The organism is Lysinibacillus sp. KU-BSD001 (assembly GCF_042920265.1).
Classification (GTDB): Bacteria; Bacillota; Bacilli; order Bacillales_A; family Planococcaceae; genus Lysinibacillus_B.
In genome coordinates this window covers 85515-102731 of sequence record NZ_JBDQZI010000009.1, presented here as the reverse complement: position 1 = coordinate 102731, position 17217 = coordinate 85515, and the positions used below count along the sequence as shown (strand labels likewise).

The 17217-nt window shown below is 39.2% G+C and carries 16 protein-coding genes; 3 read left to right on the top strand and 13 right to left on the bottom strand.

The window, feature by feature from the left end; all coding sequences use genetic code 11:
• Nucleotides 1-39: 39 nt before the first annotated feature.
• The 8 genes from AAGS61_RS13860 to AAGS61_RS13825 form a co-directional block, all read right to left on the bottom strand.
• Nucleotides 40-567, bottom strand: coding sequence for a chromate transporter (locus AAGS61_RS13860; RefSeq protein ID WP_391372939.1), 528 nt, complete (start codon nt 565-567; stop codon nt 40-42).
• The gene (locus tag AAGS61_RS13855; RefSeq protein WP_391372937.1) at nt 564-1115 is read right to left on the bottom strand and encodes a chromate transporter; all 552 of its coding nucleotides are present in this window, start codon (nt 1113-1115) and stop codon (nt 564-566) included. The genes AAGS61_RS13860 and AAGS61_RS13855 overlap by 4 nt, the downstream gene beginning before the upstream one ends.
• 11 nt (nt 1116-1126) lie before the next feature.
• Nucleotides 1127-2767: a gamma-glutamyltransferase gene (gene ggt, locus AAGS61_RS13850; protein WP_391372934.1), complete on the bottom strand. Its 1641-nt coding sequence runs from the start codon at nt 2765-2767 to the stop codon at nt 1127-1129.
• Nucleotides 2768-3072: 305 nt separating this feature from the next.
• The gene (locus tag AAGS61_RS13845) at nt 3073-3198 is read right to left on the bottom strand and encodes a hypothetical protein (RefSeq protein WP_391372932.1); all 126 of its coding nucleotides are present in this window, start codon (nt 3196-3198) and stop codon (nt 3073-3075) included.
• Between the two features lie 61 nt (nt 3199-3259).
• Nucleotides 3260-3382 (bottom strand): hypothetical protein, encoded by a 123-nt coding sequence (locus AAGS61_RS13840; RefSeq protein ID WP_391372929.1) that lies wholly within the window; start codon nt 3380-3382, stop codon nt 3260-3262.
• Between the two features lie 54 nt (nt 3383-3436).
• A complete protein-coding gene (locus AAGS61_RS13835) occupies nt 3437-3559 on the bottom strand; it encodes a hypothetical protein (protein WP_391372927.1) in 123 nt (40 codons plus the stop codon).
• Between the two features lie 378 nt (nt 3560-3937).
• Nucleotides 3938-5203, bottom strand: coding sequence for a glutathionylspermidine synthase family protein (locus AAGS61_RS13830; protein WP_391372924.1), 1266 nt, complete (start codon nt 5201-5203; stop codon nt 3938-3940).
• A gap of 11 nt (nt 5204-5214) precedes the next feature.
• Nucleotides 5215-5865 carry a hypothetical protein gene (locus AAGS61_RS13825; RefSeq protein ID WP_391372922.1) on the bottom strand — a complete coding sequence of 217 codons (651 nt, stop codon included), beginning with the start codon at nt 5863-5865 and terminating at the stop codon, nt 5215-5217.
• Nucleotides 5866-6168: 303 nt separating this feature from the next.
• On the opposite strand from AAGS61_RS13825, the gene AAGS61_RS13820 reads away from it, so the two are divergent.
• Entirely contained in the window at nt 6169-7254 is a 1086-nt protein-coding gene (locus AAGS61_RS13820) for a diguanylate cyclase (RefSeq protein ID WP_391372920.1), read from the top strand.
• A 51-nt stretch (nt 7255-7305) separates the two neighbouring features.
• On the opposite strand, the gene AAGS61_RS13815 is transcribed toward AAGS61_RS13820, so the two are convergent.
• Nucleotides 7306-7449, bottom strand: a complete 144-nt coding sequence (locus AAGS61_RS13815; RefSeq protein WP_391372917.1) for a hypothetical protein — start codon at nt 7447-7449, stop codon at nt 7306-7308.
• Between the two features lie 106 nt (nt 7450-7555).
• On the bottom strand, nt 7556-7759 hold the full coding sequence (locus AAGS61_RS13810) for a transcription initiation factor TFIIIB (RefSeq protein WP_391372915.1): 204 nt from the start codon (nt 7757-7759) through the stop codon (nt 7556-7558).
• A 191-nt stretch (nt 7760-7950) separates the two neighbouring features.
• On the opposite strand from AAGS61_RS13810, the gene AAGS61_RS13805 reads away from it, so the two are divergent.
• A complete protein-coding gene (locus AAGS61_RS13805; RefSeq protein WP_391372912.1) occupies nt 7951-8340 on the top strand; it encodes an RDD family protein in 390 nt (129 codons plus the stop codon).
• A gap of 138 nt (nt 8341-8478) precedes the next feature.
• Here AAGS61_RS13805 and AAGS61_RS13800 read toward each other — a convergent pair whose 3' ends face one another.
• Both AAGS61_RS13800 and AAGS61_RS13795 read right to left on the bottom strand, forming a co-directional pair.
• Nucleotides 8479-9780, bottom strand: coding sequence for a trypsin-like peptidase domain-containing protein (locus AAGS61_RS13800; RefSeq protein ID WP_391372909.1), 1302 nt, complete (start codon nt 9778-9780; stop codon nt 8479-8481).
• Between the two features lie 484 nt (nt 9781-10264).
• Nucleotides 10265-10522, bottom strand: coding sequence for a helix-turn-helix domain-containing protein (locus AAGS61_RS13795; protein ID WP_391372907.1), 258 nt, complete (start codon nt 10520-10522; stop codon nt 10265-10267).
• A gap of 329 nt (nt 10523-10851) precedes the next feature.
• On the opposite strand from AAGS61_RS13795, the gene brnQ reads away from it, so the two are divergent.
• Nucleotides 10852-12201: a branched-chain amino acid transport system II carrier protein gene (gene brnQ / locus AAGS61_RS13790; RefSeq protein ID WP_391372904.1), complete on the top strand. Its 1350-nt coding sequence runs from the start codon at nt 10852-10854 to the stop codon at nt 12199-12201.
• A gap of 654 nt (nt 12202-12855) precedes the next feature.
• Here brnQ and AAGS61_RS13785 read toward each other — a convergent pair.
• Nucleotides 12856-17124, bottom strand: coding sequence for an S-layer homology domain-containing protein (locus AAGS61_RS13785; RefSeq protein WP_391372901.1), 4269 nt, complete (start codon nt 17122-17124; stop codon nt 12856-12858).
• Between the last annotated feature and the right edge of the window lie 93 nt (nt 17125-17217).

Sequence of the window (17217 nt, the reverse complement as noted above, 5' to 3'; positions counted from 1 at the left end):
AAATAGCTGTTTGGTAAGTAAACCTTACCAAACAGCTATTTATAAAAAGAATCCACCGACTACAAGCCCTGCTACAATCACCATTGCTGGATGGACTTTAAATTTTTCTAACGCCAAATAACTAATAACCGCGATGAGAATCGTTGGCATCCAGCTAATCCCTGCAATCGAAGTAGAAAAGAAATCAAATGTTAAATCCGCCATTAAAATCGCAATAGCTGGCAAGACAAAGCTCGACAACCGTTTTACTCGCCGTGAGTTCCGATTACGATAAAGCAGACTAAGTAGTACGAGCATTAAAATCAGTGATGGCCCAACCGTTGCAAAAAGCGCAATGACTGCGCCTAAAATGCCCGCCTGCTCATAGCCGATGTAACCGGCTAGCTTTGTTGCAATGGGTCCAGGTAGCGCATTGGCAATTGCTAACGCATCACTAAATTCTGCTGTTGTCATCCATTCGTAATTTTCAACGACCTCATGTTCAATTAATGGAATCGACGCAGGACCGCCCCCGTAGCCTAAAATACCCGGGATGAAGAAGGCTAAAAATATGTGTATATAAATCACTCTTCTTCCCCCTTTTTAATCGGTAACGCTAATGCCAATACAAGTAGTACACCGATAACAATACCCGGATGCACATCGAGTAACATCATTGTAATAAATGCCGCCATGAGGATGATAAGCCCGACCTTCCAACCAAGCGCTGTTTTTGACTTTTTCAAGAAATCCCACGTCAGAACACCCATCATAACACCCACAATCGGTACAACACCTTTCGTCATACCTTCTATAAAGCTCAAGTCTTTATATCCTTTTAATACAGATAAAAAAAGAATTAACAAAATCACTGTCGGTAAAATCGTTGCCGCAAGGGCTGTGGCCATGCCAAGCCATCCGCCTACACGATACCCAATGTAACCCGCCATTTTTGTCGCAATCGGTCCAGGCAGTGTATTACCAATTGATAGCACATCCGCAAATTCATCATCGGTCATCCATTGGTACGTACCAACAACTTCCTTATGCACAAGCGGAATCGTTGCCGGCCCTCCACCAAACCCTAAAATGCCAGATCTAAAAAATGCTATGAAAATATCTAGTTGTTTTTTCAAATACTCACCTCTTAATAACCAATTGCCACTCCGTCCCCTCTAGGATCTGCACCACCAAATTTCACATCCGTCTCTGGGTCAATCCAAATCGCACCTGCATGCCCCATAATGTCTGTGAAGTCCTTCAGCACCTCAACGTCATGCCCTTTCTCAATAAGCGATAGTTGGACTTCCTCGCTAATACGGCTTTCTAGCTTTAACGTATTCGATGATGCCCCCCACGTTCTTCCGTATAGCCAACGAGGTGCTTCAATCGCTGCTTGAACAGACATACCATAATCGATAATGCGCGTCACGAGTGCCGCTTGTGTTTGTGGTTGCCCTTCACCGCCCATTGTGCCATACACAAGCGCTGGTTTATCGTTTTGTAATAACATAGCCGGATTTAATGTATGGAACGTACGCTTCCCTGGTGCAAGTGCATTCGTATGTTGTGCATCTAACGAGAAATAGCTCCCTCGATTTTGTAACATGACACCCGTTCCTTCGGGAATAATCCCTGCACCAAATTCATGGTAAATACTCTGAATAAACGATACCGCATTGCCTTCTTCATCGACAACGCCAAACCAAACGGTATCTCCTTTAGCATCCAGTGGTTGCAACGATTTTGCATACAGCTTTTCTTTAATTTGCTGTGCTAGTTTTTCGCCGTGCTCCTTACTTAACAGTCTATCTAACGGGATAGAAGAAAATGTCGGATCCGTTAAATGCGCATCGCGGTCGATAAACGCATATTTAATCGCTTCGACAAGCAAGTGATAATAGTGTGCCGAACCTTCTTCTATCGCAGCTACATCAAAGTTATTTAAAATATTCAGGATCGATAAGCTCGCCATCCCTTGCGTGTTCGGTGGTAAGTTGTACGCCTTATAACCACGGTAATCGACAGAAAGAGGCTCTACCCAATCACTTACATGCGTCTTAAAATCTTCTAACGTCAGGATACCACCTGTTTCCTGTAAGCCCGTCACGATTTTTTCTGCGAGATTCCCTTCATAAAAGGCTTGTGCCCCATGTTCTGCAATATAAGCAAGTGTGTCGCCTAAGTCTGTTTGTTTGAAAATTTCTCCCGTTTCATACGGCTTGCCGTCTTTTAAGAAGATACGTGCAAATTCGTCGAAACGTTGCAATGCACGAAATTCTTCATCCGTCGCATCTAAATTCACATGTGACCAGTACACTTGACTTTCTGTAATCGGAAAGCCCTCTTTCGCATAGTCAATCGCTTGCTCGAGTAATCCTGCCCACGGGAATGTCCCATCCATTTCTGCTGTCGAATACTGATATGCTTCTCCCCAGCCAGCTACCGCTCCCGGAACTGTATTCGCTGCAAGTGGCCCGCGCGCAGGAATTTTTTCATAGCCTTGCTCTTTATAAAATTCTATCGTTGCCTTTTCCCCTGCACGCCCACTGCTATTTAGTGCCTTTACTTCTTTCGTTTTCGCATTATAAACGAGCCAAAAATTGTCCCCACCTATGCCATTCATATGTGGATACACAACCGCAATAGTTGAAGCCGCTGCAATAGCCGCCTCAATTGCATTGCCCCCTTTATGTAGTACTGCGAGTGCCGCCTGTGATGCTAAATAATGCGGCGTTGTCACCATCCCCTTTGTTGCCATCGTTGTTGCACGATATTGTTGTACCATCTCTCAATCTCCCCTCTGAATGAGTTTAATCGTTTTAGCACATGTATCCCCTCCATATGCTAAAATGCCTTCTCATGTTCAACATGACAAAGCATCCTCATCATTATATCAAAAATTCTGTATTTTCCAAAATTAATTGTTTAGTATTTAGAAATATTCGTGTGGCTAGGTTTTTATGAGCGGATACATGTTACTTTTGCTCGGATAGCTCCTGCTTTTGACCGCATACTCAATCGTTTTGCTCGTTCACAATATAAGTTCATAAAAAAGAAAAACCCGTAGCGTATTGGCTACGGGTTCATTGATTAGTTTGTATATGAAAGAACGGCGTTTTTCTTGAAAGTTTGTAATGCTTTTGTTGCCTCGTTTTTGTTCGTGTATTCGAAAATACGAATGTCATTTTGATTATTAAATACTGTTACTACCCACATGTTTAAGCTCTCCTTTTTGTTTGAAAATTCCATTGGCACTGTATATAGAAACGATCATTGATTAGTTTGTGTAAGATAAAACGGCGTGTTTGAAACCTTGTAATGCTTTTGTTGCTTCACCTTTGTTCGTGTACTCGAAAATACGAATGTCATTTTGATTATTGAATACTGTTACTACCCACATGTTTAAAATCTCCTTTTGTTTTAAAATTTCACAGACTGATTTATATAGAAACAATTACTTTGTATAGGACAGAATTGCGTTTTTATGAAACCCTTTTAATGCGGCTGTTGCTTCACCTTTACTTGTATACTCAAAAATTCGGAATGTGTCTTGCTCAAATACTGTAATTACCCACATGTTTAAGCGCTCCTTTTATGTCCAAATTTTGTACTATAACACTTTTAAAATCTTCAATGACTTTTACAAATTGTTATATAACATCTTTTACCTACTTCACATTCTACTCCGATTTTTGAAAAAGAAAAGCACTTTGTTCAGCTTTTCACAATGTGTTCAAAATCAAAACGCTTTCATTGAACTATTTGTGACAACGCCGTTTTCACGGTTCTAAATGCCATTTAGAAACATCCCCCTTAAGTGAGAAAAACCGTGTTATAGTACAGAATAATAGCGGTTTCATTTTATCGTGCGATAATGCCTTATTCCTGAATAAGGTCGTCACATTTTGGACACATTATTTTACCCGCGAATCTTCCTATAGATAACAAAAAAATCTCACCCAAACGAGTGAGATTCCCCCTTATATCCAACAGCCAACCAATGTGAATCCCATTCTGTAATGTCATTGCCGACTCGACAAGCAAGACCACATGCTTGTCCACCTACTATAAATGAGCCGACAAGCCATTTTTTCTTGTGCATACCGTCTCGCAAACGAATATCGATTGCGGGCATGTTCACAAATTCCTGGTACAAATACAAATTATCCGTATAATGACGGTTTGGCGATGCCATCGTGACCTCACCATCTGCGCCAAAAATTTCAACTGTATTGCCTTCCCTTGAAAATACAGGCTTCTTCACGAAAGCATGCCCTGCCTGTTTAAACGGCTGATCTGTCAAAAATGTCGGGAGCATATAGCGCTTAATTGCCCCTTGCTCATGCTTCGTAAACAGCAAATCATCATTGCGGCGATCCCAAATGAGCCACAATAAAACTTTCGTCTGCAACAAATAAGCAGACGGTGCATTAATGATTGCTAGCTCACGGTCACGTACTAAATCAAGTAACTGAAGGCCAATGCGATCGCCATCTTCTGCAACATCATCTATCAAAAACTCAATTGGGTGAGCTGGGCGATATAATACATCAATTTTCTCCATCGCTGGTGTATACAATCCTCGTTGCGGACCTTCTGTCAAAATAATGAGCTCCTTAATTGGCACATACTCTACCTCAAATGGAAGCAGGCGCTGTATCGCTTTCACTTGGCAGTATTCCTCGAAATCATCATCCGCTTCTTTTCCTGTAATGACTACTTTCGGCGTACCTGTTTTATGCAAATAATGCATGGCATGAAATAACGCTTGGGCCATCCCTTTTATAAACTGCTGTGTATTATTAGGATTTACTACGCCAAACTCCGCGCAAAGCTTTGCATTCATTTCAAATGTTTCCTGTACTAAAAACGGCGTATCGCCATTTAATTCAATGCACTTCATGCCCCCGTCTTCTGTGCAAATAAAATCAAACCGTGCAAGCACCGCCATCTGTTGTAAATAGTTGAGTGAAATATATGGGAGCATCTCCTCGCGAATGCCGAGTGCGAGGAGCTGTTCCTTCGATAAATGCGGGAGCTGCTGTGCCACTTTACAAAAAATACCCCACAGCATTTGTGAGGCAAAATGAATTTCGTCGATTTTCTCTTTCGGTAATACCATCACATCATATAGTGCATATTCCAAATCAACAAAATCGGCAAAAAATGTTTCTTTGTAAGGTGCGTAAAAAGCTGCTCGTTTCGTATAACCTTTCTCCATGTTTACACTCCTTACGATGAAGAGGAACCGCCGCGCGACGTCCCACCTGAGCTAAAGCCTGATTTTCCGCTACTGTAATTGGTTGCGCCATTGGAAGGTTTTGTTGTCCCTGCTTTATTTTGCTCTGTTGTACTAGTAGAAATGCCCGATGAACTTGTAGAAGTATTAGCGTTCGTTGCCCCGCCCGATGTACTTGTAGCACCACTTGTTCCTTTGGAGCTGCTACTCGATGAACTGCTACTAGAGTAGCCACCACCGCCACTTGATTGCCCTTCTCGCTTCGTACCATTTAGTTTATTTTTCGACTTATAGTAAGAGCTTGCGACCATTGCACCAATCGTAGCATACATGAGTCCGTCAAAAAAATGCTGTCCATGATATGTCGAATATTCATCCTCACACACATACGAGCCGTCCTCTTGCTCCGCCCAATCTGCACATGCATCAAAGTATTCTGAATTTTCGATCCCTGCAACATCTTCATCTAGTATCTCTTCTGCTGTCACATCTTCATAACTTCCTGTATTCTCAATGACTTCACTTGGCGTATATGTAATTTCACTCGCTTCTTCAATCGATGCTTCCTCCGCACCACATGCTGCTAATTGAATCGTCATTGCCGAGGCCGTTGTGACAGCCGCTACCTTTTTCCACTTCGCCATACTACCCTCTCCGTTCGTTGTTGTTACTTTATATACGGACATATTATCAAAAAGTTTCTATGTAAAGTGAAATTATTTCCAATAATGCTAGAGGTAAATTAACACGCTTAAACTTACCTACTATTTTCCCCCTAAAGAAATGAATCATTTAGGCTAACACCTTATTTTAGTACGCTATTTATTACTTAAAATCTATTCTCAAATAACAGTTGAAAAGTGTGAACAAACACGCTATACTCCAGTTCTAAATAACTGATTTTTCATTATATTTCTTCACTTTATATAGAGGGGGATAAGAAGCTTATGGTTCAATCCATATTATCTAACCTAGCCATTATATTACTAGGACATTTATTCATGAGTATGTTGTTGAGTCAAAGTAATCGATTATCTAAACAGGTTCTTTCTATTTGCATCGTCTTACTTTTCTCAACCGTTATTATTAGTATGTTTTACTTACCGATTGAAATTGATGGCTATAAGTTTGATTTACGCTTAATTCCACTCATATTTTTAGCTATATTTAGAGGTTGGAAAATTACGCTATCCACTCTCATAATCGTTTGTACGTGGCGTTATTTCATGGGAGGCGTTGGGGCATTACCAGGTATTTTGGCTGGGATGGTTGGACCAACCTTATTTGTACTCTTTTTTTACGCTCTTACAAAAAGATTTAATAACCTCTATGAAAAAATCTTTGTCCTTACCGTTTGTTGGCTGATCTCTGATTTTCCGATTGTCTTTATTGTTCCTAATGGATGGGAAGTATTTAAAAATATTTTTTTAATCCGATATACATCATTTCTTGCAGTCGCTTTCACCTATTACTCCTTTATTAAAGCGGAATATAACAAAGCCTATTATAAAAAGCAATTAGAATGGATGGCTTGGCATGACCAGCTCACTAATCTCTTAAACCGAAGAAAGTTTATCGAATTGATTGAAGCTAAAAGAAGCACTTCAATAAAAAATTCATACATCGCGATGATTGATATCGATCATTTTAAAAAGATTAATGATACATATGGACATATAGCTGGAGATCATGTGTTAATTGAGCTCGCCTCTATTTTTAATAAAGAAAAAGAGAATAATATGATGATTGCTCGGTACGGAGGAGAAGAATTTATTGTTTACTTGGAGGCTGCAACGTTAGAAGAAGCGATTCTTTCATTGGAACAGTTGCGTCAACATGTACACAATACGTCATTTGAAATAGACCCTGCTCACCATATTCACATCTCGATTTCAATCGGATTAGCGAAATGGGAAAAGGACTACCTGCTACAAGAAGTAATCGATACAGCGGATCAGCATTTATACATCGCAAAAGAAAGAGGCAGAAATCAATTAATTTCCTCTTACCATGTGGATTTCGTTTATAGCTAAAAAACCTAAAAGGTCTGCTAGTATTCTCTCTAGCAGACCTTTATCATCTAATCACGACTTATTCGTACACGCTACTTTTTGGATGAATCGATAAAGTAGTCCTTTATATTTAATATCTAATAGACCCGCAATGAACAAGCCAATACCACCCAATAATACAATCGGTTTCTTCACATTTTTACATGTCTCTTTCAACTGCAGTCACTCCCTAATATAAACTTTTATAATATTAGTTTATCAAATGAGGGAAGCTTGTATAGATATTAATCGCTTCGGAAAGCTTTTAATACTTCTTTACGTTTTAACTTCTCAATGTCCCCTTAAAACTCTTTGGCCTTGTCGCATAACTTTCGATTACATAACCACAGTCCGTACAAATAACATGCATAATCGCGCTCCCGAAGCTTAACTTGCCATTTGCGGACACATTGCCATAGCCGCCTTGCTTACCGTAACCAATATGTGTGCAGCCACATTTCGGGCATTCTTTCGCCTCATTTCTCATATAAGCTCTCCCTCCAACCCTTTTTATTCATTTACGGCTTGTGAATGAATAAAGTTTCAATTGATGCTAAAAAGGGAAGCAGTTATTGCACTTTAAAACGGAGACAACTATTAATCCTTCATTCTATAAGATGAAACCTTCTACTAAATCAATCGTATAACTAATAAATACAAGACGGAAGGATGTTTTCAATGCAATCGATTACAAAGAAACGTACAGCAGCCATCGCCATTGATTTAGCGATTTCGACAGCCGTTACATTAGGCGTGGAATATTTTTTACGAAAAAAAGTTAAAAATGAAGCAGTGCATAATCTCATCACACCGACTGTGGTTATGTGGGGATTAGAATATGCCCAATTGCGGAAAAGTGGTCAAACGATTGGGTATAAAGCGATGGGACTAGCACTTGAAAATGAGGACGGCTCGAAACCGACGGATGCCCAAATTGCGAAACGCATCGTGTACCGCGATACAATCAGTACGTTCGATTATATAAAGGACCGACACCACTTTGAAGAACAGGACGGCGCCATTTTACCACACGATCGCTTTGCCCATACAGTGGTGAAGGAAGTATAAGGTGCCTAAAGCAAAGGGGGCGTCTGAAAAGACATTTCGATGTGAACACCGCAGGAGCAATGTTTTTCAGTACGTATTGATCAACAAGTAAAGGGGATGTTCCGAAAGTTTTTACTTTCAGGACGCCCCCGTTAAATACTAGTGAATTTGAATATCCGCAATTTTAAACGCACCATATTCATCGGTCATGACTGTGTACGTTTTATAGCGGTCGTAGTATTGATAATCACCCGTCCCACTATAAAAATCAAATGTCTCATTCATGTACACTAAATAATTGCCGTTTTCATACGTGACGTCTAACACATCATTCGTGATAAAATAAAAGGAATGCCCTTCATATGAAATATCCCCCACATAATCTTCTAATTCCTCATAAGCACTACTACCGATCGCTAACATATCGGCTACCCAGTAGAAATTACTTTCATTTAATGCAAGCTCATAATACATACGGAACGATTGCACAAACTGTCCCGCTAAAACCGCATCGATATCCGCATTCACTGGCTCCTCATAAGCACTATACTGTTCGTAAACACCTGCGACAGCGAGGACATTGTCACGTGACATCGGCTGCTTGCTCCACCGTTCAAATTGCTCTAGCATACTATACAGCGGGATAGAAAAACCAAAATTTGTGCTCGTTTCTGACGTATATAACAATGAATTAATCCCAATGACTTTCCCCGTTTTGGCATCGACTAACGGACCACCACTACTCCCTTGGTCAATTTGCGCATCGATTTGGTAAATTTGTTTATAAATAAACCGGTCTAGCTCCATATCCCGATTATGTCCGGTAATATAGCCAATAGAAGCCGAGTTTTCAAAGCCTTGTGGACTACCAAATGCGATGACTTCAAGCCCGATTGGCGACTCGCTCGTCTCCACTCCTAGCGGTTCTTCGTTTTGATAGTCGGGCACATGCAATAAGGCGATATCATAATGCTCTGAAATGCCGATCACCGTTGCTGCGAATTCTTGTCCTTTTGTATTACGAACGGTTACGTCTACTTCCCCATCGACTACATGTGCATTTGTAATGACATATCCACCTTTTTTATATAAAAAACCGGAACCTTGGCCATACGACGTGATCACGGTAAAGACTTTTTGCTGTACTTCTTTAATTAACGTGACACGATCTAACTCTTCCGTATACTGTTCTTGCCGCGCTTCTTTTTCCACCACAGCGGTTTGCTTCACCGGATGAGCATCAGAACTCACTTCCTTATAAGCTGGTGCGCTTTGGGTTTCCTGATAATAATCCCAAAAGCCATACCCTACTCCACCAATTGTGATACAGCTCACGATTAAAACAAGCCACATCCATATCGGGACCCCTTTTTGAACAACGTGTTCATGTAACTTCTCCCCACATGCAGAACAAAACTTGGCGCTTCCCTCATTTTGATGACTACATTTTCGACAAGTCATACAATCCCCCTTTCATGCACCGAAAGTATATTACATTTTTTACATATAGTACTAATTAGTTTTATTTTACCATTATTTTATAGGTAGAGAAATACATCTACAAAACAATACACGATACATAATACCTAATATATCGTGAGCAATATTGTATAATGCACACCATTCTCAATATTTATATGCGCGGAACGAAAAAGAAAAAACGCCTTCCCGCTCACTAAAAAGAGCTTGTCGGAAATTCACTTCGACAAGCTCTGAATATCATTCGTCTATTTGATTTTTATCCGATCAGTGGAATAGTAGTACTCACTACCGTTTTCTCATTTCACTAAGTGGTTATACCTGGTACCCGATAATAAAGTCGCGTATTTTTGTTTGTTTTTATGAAAATAGAGAGATTTATTTTTCTTTATAAATCAATACACCTTACAGAAATTTCAAAAAAACTCCCCCAACAAATTAAAGGAAACTTGTTTTTCCGCACAGCTTAACGGTTTAATTTCATCGGGACACGTGTAATATTTTCAAATAACGGGTGAGATGTAAATTCTCCGATCGATAAGCCCAATGCATCAGCAATTTGCAAGATCGCTTGCATAGATGGATTTTTGACTTTTCCTTTGACAATGTCATTTACAGTTGATTGTGTCAGACCTGCTCTACGTGCTAATTCAGAAATCGTTAAATTGCGTTCTTGCATTAACGGTGCAATGCGTTGTCGAATAGCTTCTTGCATACTATACATGTTATGACTCCCTTCAAGATTTTACGTACATCAATACATGTTCTTTGCATTATGATTTTAGATATAAATATTTATACCTGAATCCTATTTTAACGAAATTTCGTTAAAATAGCACGTTTTTTTACCCGCAGGCATACTCGGTAACTTGTAACCTGAATGCCAGCTACACCTAGCATATACGCAGACTACAGGGTGCAAGTCCTGAACTCCGAACCTGGAAAACAGATGCCCTCTCTTGCTTTAATGCATAGCACCTTCTCCCATTACTATAGATAACCCACTAAAGAGGTGTTAAAATTAGTTGAAATTCATCTAGAAGGAGCATAAGTATGCAACAAAAAGTATCATTTTCCACCTATGCCATCATTGGGACCATGCTGTTTGGCATGTTCTTCGGTGCAGGTAATTTAATCTTCCCCATCCAGATGGGACAACTTGCTGGCACGAATTTTTGGCCTGCCTTAATCGGCTTCCTCATCACCGCAATTGGCCTACCATTCATGGGGATTTTAGCATTTGGTTTATCGGGGAGCAATGGATTACGTGACTTAGCAGGTCGTGTTCATCCATTATTCGGCACCATCTTCGCGGTAGCACTTTACTTAACGATTGGACCATTTTTCGCCATTCCACGGACAGCAACGGTTCCGTTCGTCGTAGGTTTTGAACCCTATATCAATTTGGTATACGGTAGTCTATATCTTGGAATCTTTAGCTTTGTATTTTTCGCAATTGTCTATTATTTTTCTTTGAATCCAGCAAAAATTATTGACTATATCGGCAAATATTTAACACCTGCTTTTTTAGTGTTTTTATTCATGTTAATTGCCATCGCTATCGTGAAACCGATGGGGCAGTTCAGTCAACCAACTGGGGACTACAGCAGTTTGGCCTTTATCACGGGCTTTAAAGAAGGGTATAACACGATGGATGCACTAGCATCACTCGCATTCGGAATTGTGGTCATTAAGGCGATTAAGAGTCGAGGCATTACGAATCCAAAAGAAATCGCCAAAGCGACTTGGAAATCAGGTATTTTCGCTATGGTCCTGATGGTACTCATTTACGGACTCATTACTTATATGGGGGCATCTAGCGTATCCGCTATTGGAACATATGATAATGGCGGCTTGATCTTTGCGGCAGTCGCTCAGCATTATTTCGGCCCATTCGGCGCGATTTTATTAGCCATTATTATCGTACTCGCTTGTTTAAAAACGAGTATCGGACTGATTACATCTTGTAGCGAGTTCTTTAATCACATCTATCCAAAAATAAGCTATAAATGGTTCGTTCTAATCCTATGTCTTCTGTCATTTTTGATTGCGAACTTTGGTCTCAACAACATCATTCAATACGCAGTACCTGTATTAATGTTACTGTATCCTTTAGCGATTGTACTAATCTTATTAGCCCTTTGTTCACCTTTATTCAAACATAAGCAAAGTGTTTACGCCCTCACAATGCTCTTCACTTTTGGTGTCAGCTTCTTCGATGGCTACAGCACATTAGTAGCTAGTTTACCAGGCGCAGCTGTTCCTTTGTTAGAGTCCATTAAATTATTCTACGTGGATCATCTACCCCTTTATAGTATTGGGCTTGGCTGGATTTTACCAGCGCTCATGGGGGCATTTATCGGGATTTTATGGCCAACGAGCACTAAGAAAACGGCTATTTAATAAAACGAATGAGGAATCAGTTTAGAATTGTTTCTAAGCTGGTTTCTTTTTGTTGTAAAAAGCTTGCTTCCTTCCATCTATTTCGTCCCTTTTCGATGCGAAAACAAGCGGAAAATGCCTGAAAAAGCACCCTAAACTGCGTTATTTTTTCTAATAGGTTATTAGAAGCAAGGAATAAAACAAGACAAAAGACTTATCATTTTTATGACAGAAAACGCCCATAGATTAAGAAATTCATTCTAAAAGAAGTTTGATTTTCCTTTTTCACATTGCTTCCTATGTCGTGAAAAAAAGCCATTCAGTCTTTTTTGAGTCCCCACCCGCTAATTTCCATTCGAAAAATAATCTACATGATGTTGAATCGTTGCGCAGAAAAGTGCGTTTTTTAAAAAGACCGATTTTATGATACAACTTAATTTAAAATAAGTACAATCTAATATTTTTTTGATAATCGACACTTATTTATAAATATGTTGTATATCAATTTTGATTAATCCGCAATTTAGCGTTTTAAAAAAGTAGGTGTGAAAAAAGCACCCATTAAAAATACTCACTAAAAAGAGCTTACTGGAGATGTTCTCTCCGGTAAGCTCTGAATATCACCTTATTTTATCAAGCAGTCATAACTCATATTTACTGCTGTCTCTTTAACTATTATGGCGTAATTGGAGTAGGGATAACTGCGTTACGTATTACAGATTGGTTACCGTATTGGTCTTGTACAACAATAAAGATTCTTTGTCCTTCTTGGAATGTTTTATCTCCCGTTAATTTAAATTGTAATTGGGTACCTATTCCTTGTGCTGGCATATTACCATAAATATCTGAATACGAATAATTTTGAGCATTGATAATCATATCTGGATCTGTCAATGTAGTATTGGCAATTGCATAGTAAATACGAATATCATCATAAGTATATCTTAACGATAAATCTACATCTAAAACTTGACTCTTATATTTATAAATAGAGCCCGATTGTACTTTTGATGGATTATTTAAACCAACACCATAGAAACTCGTAGGTAATGCCCGGTATATATACAATGCCCTATGATGTTTAATATCCGATACAGACACTGCATTATTTGCTACATCCGTTATTTTTGTTGTGCTATTGAAATCAACAAGCAACTCCTCTTCGTCTGAATAATCCTTAGCTGCTAATTTAATTTGAACAACTCGCGAATCGCTTGGTTTTAATTGAACAGATGCAATGCTCACTGCAGCACCAGATTTATCTGTTACTGTAAAGTTATAATTACCTAAAGAAGATGCTTTTATTGCTTCTGTAAATGTTACCTCTAAAGTAATCTCACTATCTATTAATGAATATACATCATCAGTCCAATCCGAATTCGCTTTATCATCCACTGTAGTATCTTTTGATTGCTTCACATTAACGGCCACATTACTCTTTAACTTAGGCTTTACTCTATCATCATATCCAAAGCTAAATCCATTTCCACTATTAACACTATTTAGTTTTGACGCATCTTTCACATTATTTAGCTTAATTGTTAATTTTTCATCATGTATAAGATTATATTCTAAATAGTTAGATTCACCTGGTGCTGGCAATGCTTCAATTGTAAGCGCAACTGTTTGTTTATCCTCTAGTAATGTTGCCTTTACTACTTTTAATTTTCCAGATGCAGTATCACTTAAGACATAATTTGCTACAGTCTGAGCAGAACTTTCATCCATTGGCTCATCAAAGCGAACTCTAAATTGAAAATACTTTTTCCCTTGCACATACATGCCATATTCGTCTACTTCAAAGAAGAATTTAGTAGTATCCGGTGTCGCTAATATTTCATCATCCTTTAAAACCTTTGTGGCACTCTCCACAGTACCTACAAAGGCAAAATTTAAAACGGAAGGAGCAGTCTTATCTTCATAAAACATCGCTTCTTCTACTTCAGAGTAGTTACCATTACGGTCTTGCATGACAAGGTAAATTTTGTAACCAAATTTATGGTTTCCAGCCTTCGAAATTTCAACAGCGATATCATCAATTAAATTTTCACCCGGCTCATTGATAACATTTTCCCCTTGTTTATCTCCGCGAATAGAATATTTAATGATGCTCTTATTCCGGTCTAAATATTTATCTGGGAAGATCACATCCTCTACTAACGGCTGCTCTAAACCATCCTCTACAGGAAGTACTAAATAATAATAACGTCCAGGCGCACTAGCAGTAAAAGTAACATCTCGATAATCATTGTCTCCCGCTGCCGGTTTACTCGGTTTTACTTCTTTAATATCAATTACCGGTTTTGAACCAACTACTTTATATGTTAACGTGGCTTTTGTGCCTGCCTGGATTTCATTACCAGACTCGTCCATAATACCGTTAATTTCAATAATCAGTGTATCGTTATTTACAAATGCCGCCATAGATGGAACAGTTAGAATAACATCCCTACCACCATTAGCAAGCTTGGCTTCATATGGTCTACCTGTCAAATTACCTGTACCACTAAGCTTGTAGTTATTAATATTCGTCGCACTTTTCGGATCTAAAGGCTCATTAAATCTTAGCGTTACTTGTGTACGACCCTCTTCACCATTCCAATTTTCCACATCTTTATTTTGATCTAATACCTCATTTAAAAGATATGGTCTTTCGTAATCGATTTCACCTGTTGTAAAGACTGCCTCTTTCACAACTTCCGTACGGTTTCGAGTTAAATCCTCCATTACCATATAAATTTTATAGGTTGTATAAGGATCAAATTCTCTTTTTCGAAATAGAATTTCATCTAAAGTGTCGATTTTCAAATGATCTCCACTTTTGAATACTTCTTCAGCAGTAGGCGGAGGTGTTTCTGTATCATTTGTATATTTACGAATCACATAATACGCATTCCCTAATTCAGATGCCTTCACTTTAAACTCTACATTCGTTTTATTATTAATAACTTCTGCTTCTAATACATTAATAATCGGTAGCGTCCCATCCTTCGTTGAGAAAGATTTCGACACCTTATCTGAGTAATTATCGGCTTCATCTTTTGTCACTAAATAAAGGACATACTCCTGATTATCTTCTAATCCGCTTGCTGTAATCGTTTTGTTTATATCTGCATCAATCCAGCCTGTGCCGGATGTTTTGAGTGTGGTTGTTTGTGCTTCTTCCATAATTTCACGAATCGTTGGAATGCGTTCATCTGCTTTTCGGATTGTATAGTAGTAGTAGCCGTCTTCTGATGATTTAATCGTCCCTGTCATCGAAGAGCCTTGGACATCAATTTTGACGATTTCTGCCGTTGGTGCTTCTAAATCAGGCACAATGATGTCGTCATCCGGTTCACGATCGACATCTTCTCCATTGGAATCCTCCAGATCGCCAATGTTGTCGTTATCATTAACAAAATCATTAAAAATATCATTCGGCAGTTTATTTGGTGGAATAATCACTTTATCGACATAGAAATGATCGCCTAAATCAATCCAACCACTACTATTATCCACCACCATTAAATTCACGTGGCTATCTGAGTTAAAGTACACATCTTTATAGCTATTTTTGTAGATGGTCCCGATATCCCCTACCCCGTACATCGTCGTCGCTACATCTGTCTCGATGTACAGCGTATCGATATGGGCATACATTTCGAATTGGCGTACCCATCCTCGTACATTTACATGCGGTAGCTTATTTGTTGAGGCAACGTATGTGCGATTTGCTTCAATGACAAGACGGCGTAATGAACAGTTGGAAAAATCCACATAATTTTCAATAATCGGCATACGTTCTACGACTTTATCGCCTGGGTTAATGGATGGCTTTTCGGTTAAATCATTGCCGCCCCCATTGTATGTTGGGTCGTCATCCTCTTCCGTCGTATCCGTCGGTTTTTCCCAATCAATAAAGCCAAATCCTGTTAGACTCGCTACTCGTCTATTTTGCCACGGATTGGCGAAATCACTAAGCGTACGGCGTGGTTTTTCGGCAATTGTAACAGGCCCTGTTAACGTCCAGTTTTTAAAATGAATATAGCTTCCTTGTACGATTAATTGCCCTGAGAATGTTGAATCATTGCCATCAAACGTTAAAATACGATTGGACGTACCCTGTGCATTCAACGTTAAAGTAGCAATGGTTTTTAATGTTTCCCCGACAATTTGCCCGTCAATATGTGCTCCCTTTAAAGCAGCGGCATTCGTATCATTAATGATATCTCGTAGGGCCGAATCGACACGGTACTTAATGCCGTTAATGTACACATATGATCCTTCTACGTGACCAATTTCCTTAATTGGCTTTACTTTTTCTGCCGATGTATTTTCAGCACGCAAAATAAAGGTCGACAGCTGACCGCGCGTTACGAGCCCATGTGGTGAAAATGTAATGCCCGTCGTGCCCTTTGTAATGCCTAAATCGTATAAAGTTTGGATATAGAAACGATTGGCATTTGACTCCGATACATCCGTAAAATCATGTGTAAGCTTATTGGACAGCTGAAATTCATAACCGAGCGCAATAATTTTCGCCATTTGGTTGCGGTTAATAAGCTCATTCGGGCGAAATGTTTTATCGCTATAGCCATTAATGATGCCCTCATTCGCAAGGGCCGCGATATATTTATAATGCTCATGGGTAGCTGGGATATCGCGGAATCCTGGATTTTTAGGATTCGTGATATTTAAATTCAATGCTAATGCGAGCATTTTCGCCGATTCCCCACGCGTAATTGCCTGGTGTGGACGGAATGTACCGTCTTGGAATCCACTAATATAGCCGCGATTGTATAATTCCATAACAGGCTTATAGTAATCTGCATTCGGATCTAAATCTTTAAATATTGTAGCTGCCTTTGTCGGCACAACAGGAGCTGTTACCGTAATACCACTAGCTGCTAACACGGTTGCAACTGCCGCTTTGTTTAACTTTTGTAGCTTCTTTTTCTCCATCGTCTAGTTCTCCTTTCTAGTCAGAAGAGATAATTGTATGTAAACATTTTTTAGATTTTCAATAGAAGGAATGTCCATAATCGTTATATCGGC

Coding starts and splice junctions, on each gene's coding strand:
- ggt (WP_391372934.1), bottom strand. CDS start 2,767: ATGGTACAACAATATCGTGCAACAACGATGGCAACAAAGGGGATGGTG.
- AAGS61_RS13845 (WP_391372932.1), bottom strand. CDS start 3,198: ATGTGGGTAGTAACAGTATTTAATAATCAAAATGACATTCGTATTTTC.
- AAGS61_RS13840 (WP_391372929.1), bottom strand. CDS start 3,382: ATGTGGGTAGTAACAGTATTCAATAATCAAAATGACATTCGTATTTTC.
- AAGS61_RS13835 (WP_391372927.1), bottom strand. CDS start 3,559: ATGTGGGTAATTACAGTATTTGAGCAAGACACATTCCGAATTTTTGAG.
- AAGS61_RS13830 (WP_391372924.1), bottom strand. CDS start 5,203: ATGGAGAAAGGTTATACGAAACGAGCAGCTTTTTACGCACCTTACAAA.
- AAGS61_RS13825 (WP_391372922.1), bottom strand. CDS start 5,865: ATGGCGAAGTGGAAAAAGGTAGCGGCTGTCACAACGGCCTCGGCAATG.
- AAGS61_RS13820 (WP_391372920.1), top strand. CDS start 6,169: ATGGTTCAATCCATATTATCTAACCTAGCCATTATATTACTAGGACAT.
- AAGS61_RS13810 (WP_391372915.1), bottom strand. CDS start 7,759: ATGAGAAATGAGGCGAAAGAATGCCCGAAATGTGGCTGCACACATATT.
- AAGS61_RS13805 (WP_391372912.1), top strand. CDS start 7,951: ATGCAATCGATTACAAAGAAACGTACAGCAGCCATCGCCATTGATTTA.
- AAGS61_RS13800 (WP_391372909.1), bottom strand. CDS start 9,780: ATGACTTGTCGAAAATGTAGTCATCAAAATGAGGGAAGCGCCAAGTTT.
- AAGS61_RS13795 (WP_391372907.1), bottom strand. CDS start 10,522: ATGTATAGTATGCAAGAAGCTATTCGACAACGCATTGCACCGTTAATG.
- brnQ (WP_391372904.1), top strand. CDS start 10,852: ATGCAACAAAAAGTATCATTTTCCACCTATGCCATCATTGGGACCATG.
- AAGS61_RS13785 (WP_391372901.1), bottom strand. CDS start 17,124: ATGGAGAAAAAGAAGCTACAAAAGTTAAACAAAGCGGCAGTTGCAACC.